At 65.7% G+C, this 15,194-nt stretch carries 10 protein-coding genes and 1 pseudogene; 1 reads left to right on the top strand and 10 read right to left on the bottom strand.

Annotated elements, in window-relative coordinates; genetic code table 11:
• The 7 genes and pseudogenes from LDN95_RS06930 to LDN95_RS06960 form a co-directional block, all read right to left on the bottom strand.
• A pseudogene (locus tag LDN95_RS06930) lies at positions 1–145 on the bottom strand (PEP/pyruvate-binding domain-containing protein); the annotation flags it as partial.
• 23 nt (positions 146–168) lie between these two features.
• On the bottom strand, positions 169–1,923 hold the full coding sequence (nagE, locus tag LDN95_RS06935) for an N-acetylglucosamine-specific PTS transporter subunit IIBC (RefSeq protein WP_226016929.1): 1,755 nt from the start codon (positions 1,921–1,923) through the stop codon (positions 169–171).
• A 4-nt stretch (positions 1,924–1,927) separates the two neighbouring features.
• On the bottom strand, positions 1,928–4,378 hold the full coding sequence (ptsP, locus tag LDN95_RS06940; RefSeq protein ID WP_226016930.1) for a phosphoenolpyruvate--protein phosphotransferase: 2,451 nt from the start codon (positions 4,376–4,378) through the stop codon (positions 1,928–1,930).
• Entirely contained in the window at positions 4,375–6,399 is a 2,025-nt protein-coding gene (locus LDN95_RS06945) for a beta-N-acetylhexosaminidase (RefSeq protein ID WP_226016931.1), read from the bottom strand. Before LDN95_RS06945 ends, ptsP begins: the two co-directional genes overlap by 4 nt.
• Positions 6,389–7,558: an N-acetylglucosamine-6-phosphate deacetylase gene (gene nagA / locus LDN95_RS06950; protein ID WP_226016932.1), complete on the bottom strand. Its 1,170-nt coding sequence runs from the start codon at positions 7,556–7,558 to the stop codon at positions 6,389–6,391. Before nagA ends, LDN95_RS06945 begins: the two co-directional genes overlap by 11 nt.
• A complete protein-coding gene (locus tag LDN95_RS06955; RefSeq protein ID WP_226016933.1) occupies positions 7,555–8,574 on the bottom strand; it encodes an SIS domain-containing protein in 1,020 nt (339 codons plus the stop codon). Before LDN95_RS06955 ends, nagA begins: the two co-directional genes overlap by 4 nt.
• Positions 8,575–8,579: 5 nt before the next feature.
• Entirely contained in the window at positions 8,580–9,323 is a 744-nt protein-coding gene (locus tag LDN95_RS06960) for a GntR family transcriptional regulator (RefSeq protein WP_226016934.1), read from the bottom strand.
• Between the two features lie 271 nt (positions 9,324–9,594).
• On the opposite strand from LDN95_RS06960, the gene LDN95_RS06965 reads away from it, so the two are divergent.
• Positions 9,595–12,279 carry a TonB-dependent receptor gene (locus LDN95_RS06965; RefSeq protein ID WP_226016935.1) on the top strand — a complete coding sequence of 895 codons (2,685 nt, stop codon included), beginning with the start codon at positions 9,595–9,597 and terminating at the stop codon, positions 12,277–12,279.
• 18 nt (positions 12,280–12,297) lie between these two features.
• On the opposite strand, the gene LDN95_RS06970 is transcribed toward LDN95_RS06965, so the two are convergent.
• The 3 genes from LDN95_RS06970 to LDN95_RS06980 all read right to left on the bottom strand — a co-directional run bounded on the left by LDN95_RS06970 (position 12,298) and on the right by LDN95_RS06980 (position 15,082).
• The gene (locus LDN95_RS06970; protein WP_226016936.1) at positions 12,298–13,596 is read right to left on the bottom strand and encodes a sulfotransferase; all 1,299 of its coding nucleotides are present in this window, start codon (positions 13,594–13,596) and stop codon (positions 12,298–12,300) included.
• A gap of 18 nt (positions 13,597–13,614) precedes the next feature.
• On the bottom strand, positions 13,615–13,941 hold the full coding sequence (locus LDN95_RS06975; protein ID WP_226016937.1) for a LacI family DNA-binding transcriptional regulator: 327 nt from the start codon (positions 13,939–13,941) through the stop codon (positions 13,615–13,617).
• Positions 13,942–14,074: 133 nt separating this feature from the next.
• Positions 14,075–15,082, bottom strand: a complete 1,008-nt coding sequence (locus LDN95_RS06980; RefSeq protein ID WP_226016938.1) for a zinc-dependent alcohol dehydrogenase family protein — start codon at positions 15,080–15,082, stop codon at positions 14,075–14,077.
• Positions 15,083–15,194: the final 112 nt, after the last annotated feature.

The raw sequence follows: 15,194 nt of genomic DNA on the forward strand, positions 1-15,194 counted from the left end.
TGATCGTGAACCCCGGCGGAACCGGCAGACCAATCCCCGCCATCTCGGCCAGATTGGCCCCCTTGCCACCCGTAATCGTCTTGTCCCGCGAACGAGGATCACTCGAAACGGCGCCGCCGCCAAAATGAATAACATGTGCACTCATGATCGAGCGGACTCCAACTTCGCTTAAGAAACGCGGCTGCCGATCGTCTCGGCCACCACACCGGCCAAGCCACCCAGCAAAAGGTGAATGCCTTGTTCGCCTGAAACGATGCCGCGCGGGGCCAGCTCGGCGAGCCTGCCGGGCTGCTGCAACGCGTGGTCGCGAAGGTGAAGCACCAGCCGCGAACCACACGCCACCGCACGGTCAAGATTGGCGGACCCTCCGCAGGCATCGAGGATAGCGTCGGCCAGGGGAACTGCCGCCGCATCGGCGACCGCGACAGGCGCCGCAGCGGCCACCACCGGAACCGCGACCACCGGCGTGCTGTCACTGCGGTACTGCCGGATGTCCGAGGCCAGCGCATCGGCGGTAGGGCCGATCACCACCTGCAGCGCGGTGCCACCGGGCCGGACCACGCCGCGCGCACCCAACCGGCGCAAGGCAGCTTCGTCGATTGCTGCAGGGTCGACCATCACCAGCCGCAACCGCGTGGTGCAGGCATCGACCTTGACCAGATTGCCGACGCCACCAAGCGCTGCAACGAAGTCCCCGGTCCGGCCCTGCGATGGTCCGGTTTCGGCCGGGTTCGCTGCTGCCTCGATCCGCCGTCCCGGGGTCGCCAGATCAAAGCGCAGGATGCAGAACCGGAACACCGTGTAATAGAGCGCGAAATAGACGAGCCCCACCGGAATCAGCAGCCAGGCCCGTGTAGCGATGCCGAAATTGATCAGGTAATCGAACAGGCCCGCCGAAAACCCGAAGCCAAGCCGCGCGCCCAGCACATCCATCACCACCATCGAAAGGCCGGTCAACACGGCGTGGACCACGAACAACAGGGGCGCCACGAACATGAAGGTGAATTCGATCGGCTCGGTCACCCCGGTCAGAAATGAGGTGGCGGCGAGCGAGGCAAACAGCCCCGCCACTTCTTCGCGCCGTTCGGGCAACGCCGTGCGGTACATCGCAAGACAGGCAGCGGGCAGGCCGAACATCATTACCGGGAAAAACCCGCTCATGAATACGCCAGCCGTAGGATCTCCGGCAAAGAACCGGTTCAGATCGCCGTTCGCGCCATGAAAATCGCCGATGATGAACCACACCACGTTGTTCAGGATATGGTGCAGCCCGGTCACCAGCAGCAGACGGTTGAGCGTGCCGTAAAGGAACAGCCCGAACCATCCCGCACCCACGACCCAGTGGCTCAAGCCATCGATGGCACCGGCCAGCGCCGGATAACCCCAGCCCAGCACGGCAGCCAGCGCCACACCGAAACCACCTGCGGCGATTGGCACGAACCGACGCCCGCCAAAGAACGCAAGGTATTCGGGCAGGCGGATCGCATGGAAGCGGTTGTAAAGCAGACCGCCCGCCAGCCCCGACAGAATCCCCGCAGGCACGGTCAGCTTGGCCACTTCGTGCGTCCGCCAGGCGGCGATCACCGCATCGTGCGCCACAGCCAGCCCGACCAGATCACCCGGCGGCGTCAACAGCGCCTTCGCCCCCTCGATGGTGACAAGGAACGCCACAGCGCCCGACAGGCCCGCCGCGCCATGGTTCTCGCGCGCCAGACCGACCGCGACGCCGATGGCGAACAACAGTCCGAGGTTCGTGAAGATCGCATTTCCGGCGCCCGCAATGAACGCCAGACCCAGCATGTCGGGCTGGCCCAGCCGCAACAGCAGACCGGCCACCGGCAGGACCGCGATCGGCAGCATCAGCGCGCGCCCCAGCGGCTGCAGCGCAGCCATGACCTGACGGCCAAGTTCTTTACCCTGCATGTCCTTACCCTTCTTGCAGGCGGTCGCCGAGCCGCGCACGGACGAGCGCGCGCACGTCGGCAGCACTGTCGGCAGCAAGCGCGGCCTGCGCGATGTCGCGCGCCTCGGCCAGCGTGATCGTGCGCAACAGCGCCTTGGTGGCTGCAACCCGGTTTGCGGTGACTGACAGTTCGCTGACGCCCAGCCCGATCAGCAACGGCACCGCCAGCGGATCGCCCGCTGCCGAACCGCAGATCCCGACCGGGCAACCATGCGCTGCCGCGCCAATGCCGCATTGCGCGATCAGGCGCAGCACCGCGGGATGCAGCGCGTCGATCATCGCCGCCGTCGCCGGATTGCCGCGATCGGCGGCCAGCGCATATTGCGTAAGGTCATTCGTGCCGATCGAAAGGAAGTCGGCCTCGGCCGCCAACTGGTCCGCCAGCAACGCCGCCGCCGGGGTTTCGACCATCACGCCTACCGCAATCGCGGTCTCGATCCCGGCGTCGCGCGCCGCTGCGCTAACCTGTGCGCGCAATTGGCGCAGTTCGGCGCGATCGACCACCATTGGCGCCATGATCCGCACTTGCCCGACTGGCTGCACCGCCACCAGCGCCGCCAGTTGGGTTGCCATCAATTCGGGCCTTGCCAGCGACAGACGAATGCCACGCTGGCCCAGCGCGGGGTTCTCCTCGGTCGGCATCGGCACATAGGCCAGCGGCTTGTCCGCACCGACATCAAGCGTGCGCACGATCAGCGGACGGCCCTGCATCGCATCGGCAATCGCCTGATAAGTGGCGCGCTGTTCGTCGAGGCCGGGCGCGTCGGTACGGTCAAGGAACAGGAACTCGCTGCGCAGCAATCCGCAGCCTTCGGCGCCCGCCGCCACCGCATTCCGGGCATCGACGGCCGAACCGCAGTTGGCAAAGACCTCGATCTGTGCGCCGCAAGCAGTATGGGCGTCGGCCATGGCAGCACGATGTTGCACGGCGCGTCGGGCGCCCTGCTCTGCCAGTCGGGCCTGGACCGTTGCGATCAGGTCGGCAGTGGGTGAAAAGTCGATCTGCGCTGCCCCGGCATCGAGTACTGCGACCGCGCCGTCGGCAGCGCCCAGTACGCCGGACCCTGCCACCACCAGCATCGGAATGCCCGCCGCCGCCGCCAGAATCGCGACGTGCGAGGTTGGCCCGCCAGCGGAAAGGCAGATCCCGCCGATCCGTCCGGCCCGTTGCAGGGTGACGAACTGGCTTGGCAGCAAGTCCTCTGCCACCACGATCGCGCCATCGGGCACAGCGCCCAAAGTGCCGCCATGGCCCAGTTCGCCGAGCACTTGTCCAGCCACGTCGGTCAGGTCGGCGATGCGTTCGATCAGGCGCGGATTGCCCGTCGCGCGCAAACCATCGGCCTGTTCCTGCGTCGCGGCGCGCCAGGCCCAGCCCGCGCTACGACCTTCGGCCAGGTGACGCTCGGCCAGCGCGCCCATCTCGGGATCGCCGATCAGCGCGCGATGGGCCACAGCGATGCCGCCATCACCCAGCCGCTCGGCAGCCGCCTTGCGCGCGGCGGCCAGCTTGCCCGCCTCGACAGCGAAGCCTTCGCCGTCGTGCGGCACGTCGCCGTGGGCAATGCGCAGTCGTGCAATCGGGCCAACCGCCAGCCCCGGACTGGCACAGACCGGGCCGGAAGACGAAGCGGACGCAGGCGCTTGCTCAAGTTCGTGCGCGTCAGGATCGGCCGCAGCGATCAGCGCCGAAACGGCATCCAGCGCGCGCGAAGCATCGGGCCCTTGGGCGCGCAGCACCAGCGTATCGCCCGCCCGCGCGTCAAGCGTCAGCAAAGCTACCGGACTGCGCGCATTGGCTTGCCGGATGTCGCCACGGATCGTCAGTTCGACCGCAAGTCCGGCCAGAGCCGCCGCGATCCGGGCGGCCGGGCGGGCGTGGATGCCATGTCCGGGGCCGACGATGACCACGCGTTCCTGCGCCGTGCCGCCCCTATCGACGACTTGCGCCACGCTCTCGCCGACCACGGCAAACAGCCGATCACCGGCTACGACCGGGCCCGCTGGCGCAGGATCGACCAGCGCAAAGCCCGGACTTGCCACCACGATCGGCGTGATCAGGCTGCGCGCACCGGCTGCGACTCGATCCAGATCGAACGCGATCAGCGGCTGGCCGGCCACCACGGTGTCACCCACCGCCACGGCAGGGGCAAAGCCCGCGCCACGCAGCGCCACCGTTTCGATGCCGATATGCATCAGGATCTGCGCACCGTTCGCCAGTTCGATCGTAATCGAATGGCCGGTCGATGCCAGACTGACGACATGGCCGTCGGCGGGCGCGCGCAGCACTCCATCGAGCGGATCGAGCGCCAGTCCCGGTCCCATCATTGCCTCGGCGAACACCGGATCGGGCACTTCGTCCAGCAGCCCCAGCCAACCGGCAAAGGGCGCAACCAACGTAATCGGAGCAGTCATGGCAGGGTCACCGTTTCGATCGCCCAAAGCGGCGCGGGCGAACGCGATGCCGCAAACAGGCAAAGCTTGTGCGTGCCTGTCGCAGCGCCGAGCGGCACCGACACAGCGGTTGGAACGGCATCGTGCGGCACGGCGTCCAGCGGAACGCGCGCCAGTTCAGGCCCATCGCAAGTGTCCTGTCGCACTACCAGTTCATCCCCGTTGCCCACAGGCGGGCGCAGCGTGATTGTCTTTGCATCGGCAGCCAGTTGATAATTGAAGGGAAGCGTCGCGATCCGCACCGTTATTGTCGGCGCGTCGAGAGCGACCGGCGGGGTCACCCAGCAGCGGTCCATGATATCGACAAGCGCGGGGTGCTCACCCGCCGTCGGCAGATTGAGCGCGATCCGGTTGGAGCAGGTCTGCATCGCCTGACTTGGCACCTCGCCCGCCACGGCGGCAGTCGTGACCCCGAACGCGCCGGGGGTCGGCTGCACTTGCCAGCGCGCCAGCAGTTGCGCCTCGGCGGGCAGACGGGCGGAAAACCCGGTCCAGTCGCGCCGCGCAGGCGTGGTCCAGCCGAGTTCCGCCAAAGCGGCTGCGCGTGGCCATGCCATCGCCAGCATCTGCGCGTCGCTGCGCACATATTCGGTCCAGATCTGGCCCTGCACGCCCAGCAGATGACCGCTGGTCGCAGCATCGACGCTGCCCGGATCGACGGCGTAGATGTCGGCAGGCGTGATGACGGTGCCCCGGCCGGGTGGCTCATCGCGGCCGGGTGCCTGCCGGTGATCGAAATAGAACACGGGATCGGTCGCCAGCACGACATCATGGCCCGCCTTGAGCGCGGTGGTGGCGCCCTGCGGACTATGCCAGGACAGCACTACCGCACCCTCGGGTATGCCGCCAGCGGCGAGCAGGTCGTCCCAGCCGATCGCCTGCCGGCCGTGGGCAGCCAGATAGCGCGCCATCTGACCCGCGAACCAGCCTTGCAGCGCAGTTTCATCACGCAGGCCCAGCGCCTTGATACGCGCCTGCACGGCGGGCGAGGCGCGCCATTGGTCATGCAGCGCCTCGTCTCCGCCAGTCGCGATCTCGCGGCCGGGAAACAGTGCCATCACCTCATCGAGCACGGTTTGCAGTGCCTTGAGTGTGACCGGCTCGACGCCGAAGATAGACGGGAACACCCCCCAGTCGGCCTGCGCCGAAGCAGGCACCCCGGCGAAGCCCCATTCCGGATAGGCGCGCAGAGCTGCCAGCGCATGCCCCGGCATCTCGATCTCGGGAACGATGGTGATGCCGCGCGCGGCAGCATAGGCGACGACATGGCGCACTTGCGCCTGCGTATAGAACCCGCCGTAGCGCTTGCCATCGGGCCCGACCCGCCATGCCCCGACCGAAGTCAGGCGCGGAAAGGCGGGGATCTGCAGGCGCCAGCCCTGATCGTCGGTCAGATGCCATTGCAGCCGGTTGAACTTGTGCAGCGCCATCAGGTCGATCAGCCGCTCGATCGCGGGCACCGACTGCATGTGCCGCGCGCTGTCGAGCATCAGCCCGCGCCAGGCATAGTGCGGGGCATCGGTGATGTGCACCGCCGCAAGCGGCTGTCCGGGCGTTGCCGCAAGCAATTGCGCCAGCGTGACCGCGCCATAGAACAGCCCCGCGCGGGCAGGTGCCGTAATCGTTGCGCCGCGTGCATCGATGTCGAGCCGATAGCCCTCCCCACCGAGCGGCTTGGCGTCCGTGCTGTCGACCGGCTTATGCACGAACCGGATCGCAAGTCCCTGAACCTGCTGCACCTTGCGCGGGAAATGCAGGCCAAGACGCTGGTGCGCAATATCGCCCAGCCAATCCGCGACGCCTGCCGCATCGGTATCGTCGGCCTGAACCATGATCGGCGTGCCCGAACCCAGCGCAATGCCGCCCGGCACACCGGCATCGGCTTCGGCAGTTTGCGGCAGCGGGATCACCGGCACTTCGGCCCGCACCGGCGCCGCAATCAGCGCCACCGCGGCCAGCGCCGGCCAGCGCTTAGCGGGCATCTTCGAACGTCCCGGCAGGCACGCCATCGATCCAGCTTTCGACCACCGCGAACGACGGATCGAGCAGCACCAGATCGGCCCGCGCGCCTTGTGCAATATGCCCCAGATCGTGGCCAAGCCCAAGGAAATCTGCCGGTTCCGCGCTCGCCATGGCCGAAGCCGTGGCCAGATCGAGCCCGAGCATCTCCACCGTGTTGCGCACCGCTGCTGCCATGTCGAGGTTCGATCCCGCCAGCCGGCCGCAATGGTCATAGCACGCACCATCGCGCACCTCGATGGTCTTGCCCTGCAGCTCGAACGTCGGCTCGGACCGCCCGACGCAAGGCATGGCATCGGTCACCAGCATGAATCGCGCATTGCGCCGCGCGGCCAGCGCGATTCGCAAGGTCACCGGATCGACATGCCGCCCATCGACGATAATACCGCACCACGGATCGCCCGCCAATGCCGCGCCGACCACGCCGGGCTCTCGGCTTTCCAGCGGTGACATGGCGTTGAACAAGTGCGTTATGCCACTGACGCCCGCAGCAAATGCCGTCTGCATCCTTGCGCAGGTGGCATTGCTGTGACCCGCCGCGATGATCACGCCCGCTGCGCGCAACCTGCGGATGACCGCGTCATCGACCATTTCGGGCGCCAGCGTCAGCAGCACTTTGCCAGCACCCGGCGACGTCAGCAGCGCCAGCGCGGCTTCATCGATCTTGCGTATGCGCGCGGGATCATGGACGCCGCGCCGCTCCATGCTGATGAACGGCCCTTCGACGTGGATTCCGAGTACCCCCGGCACGCCTGCGGCAATCGCCGCGCGCGTGGCTTCAAGCGCCCGCGCGATCGTGGGCAGATCGTCGCTGATCAGCGTCGGCAGGAAACCTGTCGTACCGAACCGACGGTGAGCGGCGCCGATCGCGGCAATGGTCGCCACATCGGGTGCGTCATTGAACAGTACGCCGCCACCGCCGTTGACCTGCACATCGATGAAGCCGGGCAGCAACACTTGCGCGCCGCAATCGATCTGCGGAAGCGTGGTGGGAACATCTGCCGCAGGGACAAGCGCCGTTATCCGCCCCTGTTCGATCACCACAGCCAAGCCGTCCTGCAGGCCATCGCGCATCATCACCCGGGCATTGACCAGGGCGCGCGCCGTCGTGGTACGGGTCATCGCGTCGAGGTGACCTTGGCGAGGTGGGGTGGGTTGTCGGGATCATGGCCACGTCGCGCGGCCAGTGCATCGACCATGCGATAGAACCCCTGAATCTGGACGATCGGTGTCAGTGCCGGATGAGTCCTGGGAATGACCGGGCCGCGCGGGTCGTCGCTGCCCACTTCCAGCATCGTTGCGCCTTGCGCCCGCGCCGCTGCGATCGCCGCATCGACGCCTTCGCGCCCGGCATCATCGGGCACGAACGCGATCACCGGAAATCCTGAGTGAATCAACGCCATCGGCCCGTGACGCACTTCGGCAGCGCTGAACGCCTCGGCGTGCAGGCCGCAGGTTTCCTTCAGTTTGAGTGCGGCTTCCTGCGCAGTGGCAAAGCCGGGTCCGCGCCCGAGCACGTACAAACCGACCTCATCGGCCAGCGCATTGACGAAGCGGTCCCACCGGCTGCCCCATGCGCGCGTCAACTGATCGGGCAGCGCCGCGATCGCGTCGAGCATCGCATCATCCTCAGCCCATGCCGCAACCAGCGTGGCAATGGCGGTCATCGACGTGATGAACGATTTGGTTGCCGCCACCGACAGTTCGGGTCCGGCATCAAGCGGGATCACCACGTTGGCAATGTCGGCAAGGGGCGAGGTCGGATCGTTGACCATGACCACCAGCAAGGCCCCACCATCGCGCGCGGCTTGCGCAGCGGCGATCAGATCGGGGCTGCGGCCCGACTGGGAAATTGCCAGCGCCAGCACGCCCGCCATTTCGGGACGCGCGGTAAACACCGAAGCCGTCGATGGCGCGAGTGAAGCGGTCAGCACTTCCAGCCGCGTCTCGATCAGATAACGCGCGTATGTCGCGGCGTTATCCGAACTGCCGCGCGCGATCGTCACCACCGCGCGCGGCGGATTGGCGCGCAACTGTGCGGCCAGTGCGTGGATCGCGTCGGCGCCATTGCGCCATTGCGCGGCCACGCGGGCTGGCGCTTCGGCCGCCTCGCGCGCCATCGCTGTTTCTGCAACCATGGTAATCATGCCCCACCTGCGTTCAATTCAGCCACAAAATCATACATATCGCCGCGGTACCAAGACTGAGTCAGCTCGACCGAGCGCCCGTCCGGCAGAAAGCCGCGTCGTTCGATCAGCAGGCCCGCCGCTCCCGCGCCAACCCCCAGCAGCTCGCACTGGTTTTCGTTGAACAGCACCGCGCGCAAGCGCTGCAAGGCCCGCACCGGACGGTGTCCGGTCTGCTCGAGCGCCTCATAAAGCGACGTCCCAACCGCCTCCTTCGAAGGCAGGCAGTATGCCGGAATCGTGGACGTCTCGAGCGCCATGGGTTGATCATCGGCAAAACGGATGCGATGGAACCGATAGACCAGACTGCCCGGACTAAGCCCAAGCATCAGCGATTCTTCGGGCGAAACGGTGCCTTCGGACCGACGCAACCAGGCACTGCGCGCGACCCAGCCGCGTGCCGCCATATCCTCGGAAAACGATGACAATTTAGAGAAACTTTTTTCGACACGCGCGGCGACGAACGTTCCGGCACCATGCCGGCGCGACACCAGCCCTTCATCGACCAACGCCTGAATGGCCTTGCGCACGGTGATTCGCGACACATTCACATCAAGCGCAATGTCCCGCTCGGGCGGCAGCGCATCGTCAGCGGCAAGCCGCTTGTCGATGATCGCCTGCCGCAGCGCACGGTGCAACCGTTGATAGAGCGGCCCGTTCGCCTGCTCATCAAGATCGCCGATGATGTCCGAAATCTTCAACGCGCACACTCCAGCCAGCCGCCAAAAAACCGTGCCTTGCCATGCCCTAACGCGACATTGCAGCAACAGCAAGCTGAATGGTATCTGATTGGTATGTTTTTTTGCTTGCAGAGGTATGCACTATATGTGACACAACGGCTACCAACGAGCCTGAAAGGTCGCATTTCCGGCGATTCAAAACGCAATGTGGTATTAGATTGATCTGAAATGGACGCGCGAACCCTTATGCGGTTCGACCCGTCCGGCAGATCTGCAACATGGGGGTATCTTGATGAGCGTCCGCAAAACTGCACTTATTGCCTCGGCAAGCGCGATCGCGCTGCTGTCCGTGCCTGCCTTTGCCGAAGAAACGGCACAGCCGAGCGACCCGATCGTCGTCACCGGCATTCGCGCCTCGATCGAGCGTGCGATCGAAATCAAGAAGGTCAGCGACCAGAACATCGACGCGATTTCCGCGACCGACATCGGCAAGCTGCCCGACAAGAACGTCGCCGACGCGCTGCAGCGCCTGCCGGGGATCAACACCTCGTCGGCGGCCAGCGGTGAAGGTGGCTTCGACGAAAACGACCGCGTGTCGATCCGTGGCACCTCGCCCAGCCTGGCTTCGGTTACTGTCGACGGCCACACGATCTCGACCGGCGACTGGTTCATCCTCAGCCAGTTCTCGACTGTCGGGCGCAGCATCAGCTTCGACCTGCTGCCTTCGGAAATCATCGAAACGGCGGTTGTCTCCAAGACCCAGAACGCCGGACTGCTCGAAGGCGGCGTGACCGGCTCGATCGATATCCAGACCCGCAGCCCGCTGGCGCTCAAGGGCCTGACCATCGAAGGTTCGCTGCAGGGTGCGTACAATTCGAACACCAAGAAGGCCAAGCCGCAGATCAACGGCCTGATCGGCTGGCACAACGATGCCGACACCTTCGGCTTCATCGCGCAGGGCTTCTATGAGCAGCGCTCGGTGCGTCGCTATGGTCAGGAAACGCTGGGCTATACCGCGATCACCGCAGCGATGCCGATCGGTGCTGCCCACCCTTCGTTGATCGGTGTGCAGGCCCCGACCCTGATCGGTTCGGCCCTGTTCGATCAGACCAAGAAGCGCGCTGGCGGCTTTGGCGCCGTTGAGTGGAAGGCATCGGACAAGGCCCGCTTCAAGCTGAGCGGGTTCTACTCGCACCTCGATGCGACCAACGCCAACAACAACTACATGTACTGGGGCTCGAACGAGCTCAACAACAACCTGCCGACCGCTTACACGGTGGCCAACAACACGCTGACCTCGGCCACCTGGCCCGCGCTCAACGCGGCGGGCAAGCCGGTCAACGGCCTGGTCGTCGACAACATCGTCCGTCCCAACGCCTCGGCGCAAAGCTGGTACGTCAATCTGGACGGCACGTTCGAGCCCACCGACAAGCTGACCATCACCACGCAGCTCGGCTATACCCACGGCATCGGCGACACGCCGACCGAACCGGCGTTCGAAGTGATGGGCGGCCCCGGCATTTCGTACGCGCCGTCGGGCAACGGCTGGGCGGTCAAGCCGACCACGCTCAACCCCGCCAGCGCTGACGGTCTGGCCAATGACTGGGCCTGGAACGAAACCTTCAAGTCGGTCGATCACGAAATCTGGGGCAAGGTCGACGCCAAGCTGCAGATCGATCAGGGTCCGTTCCGCTCGGTCGATTTCGGCGTGCGCCTTGCACAGCACGAGCGCAAGGTCGATGGCTGGGATCGCGGTTGCAGCCTTGGCGCCAACGGCCAATGCTGGGGCAGCCCGGCCATGCCGTTCTCGGCAACCAACCCGGTCGCCTATCCGGCCGCGTTCAACGCCAACGCGCTGGGCATCCCCGGTCTGCTGCTGCCAATCGCGGGCAACCCCGACAAGATCGTCGCCATCCTCAACGGCATCACCGACGGGGTCCATGGCCCGATCTCCTCGATCGTCCAGCCGCAGAACTACTACTGGCCGGGTTCGATGAAGGTGCGTGAAACCGACGCCGAAGGCTTTGTCATGGCGCACGTCGGTGGCGAAGGCTGGCGCGGCAACGTGGGCGTTCGTCTGGCCAACACCAGCGAAAACGTGTTTGCCAACGGCACCAACCCGGTTGGCGCCGATGCGGTCAAGGTCACGACCTCGGCTTTCGGCAACTACTACATCAACCACATCAAGCATAACTACCTGAGCATCCTGCCCAGCATCAACCTGACCTTCGACGTGGCCAAGTCGGTGCAACTGCGCGTCTCGGCTGCCGAGACGATGTCGCGCCCCGACTTCAGCGCGTTGGGCGGAACGGTTTCGCTGACCGACTCCACGCTGACCGGCAACGGCGGCAACCCCAACCTGAAGCCGGTCAAGGCAACGGTGTTCGACGGGGCGCTGGAATGGTACTATGCGAAGGGTGCATTGGCCGGAATCAGCGTATTCCACGACCAACTGCAGTCCTACGTGACGTACGGCACGGCATCGGCTGTGTATTACAGCGAGTTCTACAAGGGCGACAAGACGTACCTCGTCACCTCGCCTTACAACACCACGGGCGAGCTGTCGGGTGTGGAACTGCAGGTACAGCAGCAGATCGGTCATGGCTTTGGCTTCCAGGCCAATGGCACTTGGGTGACCGGGCACGATGCCGAAGGCAACCCGCTGGTGGGCACCTCGAAGCTGACCTACAATCTGGTCGGTTACTACGACAAGGGCCCGCTGAGCGCGCGTGTCGCCTACACCTATCGTTCGCACTACTTCGTCGGGCTGGACCGCAGCTCGGCGCAGAGCCAGGACAACTACGGCACGCTGGATGCGTCGATCAACTTCAAGGTCACGCCCAACCTGACGTTCAACCTGGATGCGGTGAACATCACCAACAACAAGCTGAAGTACTATGCCGAGACCAAGGCGCAGCCGCGCGCGGTCTATATCAACGGCACCAACGTGTTCTTTGGCGCTCGTTTCCGCTTCTGATCACGCTTTCTGGCTGGGCTATGACGGTTCATAGCCCAGCCGGTCGATCCAGGGCTGCAGCACGGGTAACACCGGCTGCAGCCCTTTTTCGTAGCGGCGCCAGTGCCCTAGCCCGCGCGTCGAGATTCCACCGCGCAGTTGCGGCGCGCTGGGGGTCTGGACCACGCGCCGCGCCATGGTCGCCGCCACATCGAGCATCGCCGGATCGGGCTCCAGCCCCAGAAATGCGCTGACTTCGGCCAATCCCGCAACCGGATCGGCGACGAACGCCTCATGCCGCACGTCCATCACCGGCAGTGCCAGCCCGGCGCGAAACACCGTCGCCATCTCCATCGACGCGGAATAGCACTGCGCCGCATCGGCCATGGTGCAGAACGCATAAGTCATCGCGTTCATCGCAAAGGCGCTGCGCACGCAGCTCAACACCACGCTGCGCGGATCGCGCAGGGCAAACAGCACGCGCGCATCGGGGAACAGCCGGGAGATCAGCGGCAGCCATTGCGTGCCCGCCGGAGCCTTGTCGATGAACAGGCTGGTGCGCGGATCATCGTGCGCGCCAAGCCCGCCCATCGCGCGCACATCGTGCCAATAACGCGCGCGCCATTCGGCGATCCCTGCTGCATCGAGCGCGCAAAGCCGTGCGCAACCTTCGGCATCGTTCAGGAACGCCCGCTGCGCGCCGAGCAGCGTGGGTGCTTCCTCCAGCGTGCGCACATGCGGGTGACCGGCCAACACTTGTTCGAGCAATGTCGTGCCCGAGCGCGGAAACCCCAGCAAGAACACGTGCCGCGCCGGAGCCGGAGGGACGCAGGCGGGATCAGCAGGCGGCAGATCATGCGCTGAAAACCAAGCGCCAAGCCGCCGATAGCGCGCGGCCTCACCCTCATGCTGCGCAGCAATCGGAGCGAACTGCTGGCGCAGGATCGCCTTGCCCGCAACCGCTGCAGCCAGCGCCGCCTCGTACTCACCCGTGCCGTCAAGCGCATCGCCCAGCAGCAGCAGCGTTTCGGCGCGCTGATCGGGCGAAAGGTTTGCCGCCAGCGTTCGTTCGAGTAACGGCCGCGCCCGTTCCCACTGGCGAGCGTCGCAAGCCAGCCGCGCTTCCAGCCACAGGCCGCCCGGATGATCGGGCGCAAGCGCTCGCACCTGACCGCAGATGTGCGCGGAAAGGTCGAGTTGCCCGGCACGATAGTGCATCAGCCCCAGCGAAAGGCGCGCATCGACATCTGCCGGTCGGGCTGCGACCAGCCGGGTCTGGCGGGCGATTGCTTCGGCATGAGCAGACGTGGCTTCGGCAGGAGCGGAGGGTTCAACCATCCGCTGGCTTTTAGAGCGTCAACCGACCGGGTTGGAACCGGTTTTTCGCGTCACGCCCGACCGATCTTGCACAGTGGCCAGCCTGCTACCGTTCGGCAGCGCAACCGGCATGACCACACAGATCGCGCCTGAGCGGCGCGCTTTGCGTTGGCGCGAGTTCTTGGTCGCAGGATCGCGCAACGGATAGCCTTGCGCCTTTGCGGTGGCGATGACGATCTGCTTTGTCTCGGGACTGAGACCCGGATGATCATCCAGCGCGCGCGATACGGTCGCGATCGAGAACCCGGTCGCCTCTGCGATATCCGCCAGCCGCGGCGTTTGCTGGTCACGGCTGCGCTTACCCATGGCGGATCAGTTGCTCCCGATAATTCGCTTGTTGCCCCGGCAAAGGCTTTCGTGTGCAGAAAAGGGCGCTGCTTGGCAATGGGGCCTTGGCAACGGGGCCTTGGCAACGGGAAAACCCGGTGTGCCCTGCCTTTCACGGAACCAGCACGGCCGCGCCTTCGAACCGGCCAGCACGCAAATCGGCCAGCGCCTGGTTGGCCTGAACCAGCGGATACCTGGTGGTTTGCACTTGGATACCGATCTTCGGCGCCAGCGCTAGGAACTCGATCCCGTCCTGCCGGGTCAGGTTGGCGACCGACAGCACCTGCCGCTCCTCCCACAGGATCTCATAGGGAAACGCCGGGATGTCGCTCATGTGGATACCGGCGCAAACCACGCGCCCGCCCTTGCGCACCGCTTTCAGCGCCATCGGCACCAGATCGCCCACCGTCGCATAAATGATCGCCGCGTCGAGCGGTTCGGGCGGCATCTCGTCCGATCCCCCGGCCCAGACCGCGCCCAGACGGCGCGCAAAGTCCTGTGTGGCGGTATCGCCCGGCCGGGTGAAGGCGAACACCTCCCTGCCCTGCCAGCGCGCAACTTGCGCCACGATATGACCTGCCGCGCCAAAGCCATAGATCCCCAACCGCTTGGCCCCGGAGGCACCCTCCCCGGCCAGATTGAGCGCCAGCTTGAGCGAACGCCAGCCGATCAGCCCGGCGCACAGCAGCGGAGCCAGCGACACATCGCTGCCGTCCTGCCCGAGCGGAAAGGCAAAGCGTGCGTCAGCGATCACGGCAGTGGCGAACCCGCCATCGCGGGTATAGCCGGTGAACAACGGGGCATCGCACAAGTTCTCGCGCTGTGCCTTGCAATAAGGGCAAGTGCCGCAAGTGTGGCCAAGCCATGGGATGCCGACCCGCTCTCCGATCGACAGGCCCGTTACGTCTGCACCGACAGCGTCGATCCGCCCGACGATTTCATGCCCCGGAATGATCGGCGATTTGGGATGGGGCAATTCACCGTCCAGCACATGCAGATCGGTGCGGCAGACTCCGCAGGCCAAGACCTGCACCCGCACTTCGCCGGGTCCGGGCTGGCGGTCGGGCAGTTCGGTCCAGACCAGTGGCGATCCGGCATGATTAAGCACCATTGCATGCATCGATCATTCTCCCGAAAGCCAAGTGCGGCTCTGCAAGCTAACTATCTGCACAGCCCAACCGCAGGGCCGGAAACCACCCATGGTGGCATCCGCCAGCCCATGTCCGACGCAT

Source organism: Novosphingobium sp. FKTRR1 (assembly GCF_020404405.1).
Taxonomy (GTDB): domain Bacteria; phylum Pseudomonadota; class Alphaproteobacteria; order Sphingomonadales; family Sphingomonadaceae; genus Novosphingobium.

Bases quoted from the DNA above. Each gene is read 5' to 3' on its own strand.
- nagE (WP_226016929.1), bottom strand. From the start codon at position 1,923: ATGCAGGGTAAAGAACTTGGCCGTCAGGTCATGGCTGCGCTGCAGCCG.
- ptsP (WP_226016930.1), bottom strand. From the start codon at position 4,378: ATGACTGCTCCGATTACGTTGGTTGCGCCCTTTGCCGGTTGGCTGGGG.
- LDN95_RS06945 (WP_226016931.1), bottom strand. From the start codon at position 6,399: ATGCCCGCTAAGCGCTGGCCGGCGCTGGCCGCGGTGGCGCTGATTGCG.
- nagA (WP_226016932.1), bottom strand. From the start codon at position 7,558: ATGACCCGTACCACGACGGCGCGCGCCCTGGTCAATGCCCGGGTGATG.
- LDN95_RS06955 (WP_226016933.1), bottom strand. From the start codon at position 8,574: ATGGTTGCAGAAACAGCGATGGCGCGCGAGGCGGCCGAAGCGCCAGCC.
- LDN95_RS06965 (WP_226016935.1), top strand. From the start codon at position 9,595: ATGAGCGTCCGCAAAACTGCACTTATTGCCTCGGCAAGCGCGATCGCG.
- LDN95_RS06970 (WP_226016936.1), bottom strand. From the start codon at position 13,596: ATGGTTGAACCCTCCGCTCCTGCCGAAGCCACGTCTGCTCATGCCGAA.
- LDN95_RS06975 (WP_226016937.1), bottom strand. From the start codon at position 13,941: ATGGGTAAGCGCAGCCGTGACCAGCAAACGCCGCGGCTGGCGGATATC.
- LDN95_RS06980 (WP_226016938.1), bottom strand. From the start codon at position 15,082: ATGCATGCAATGGTGCTTAATCATGCCGGATCGCCACTGGTCTGGACC.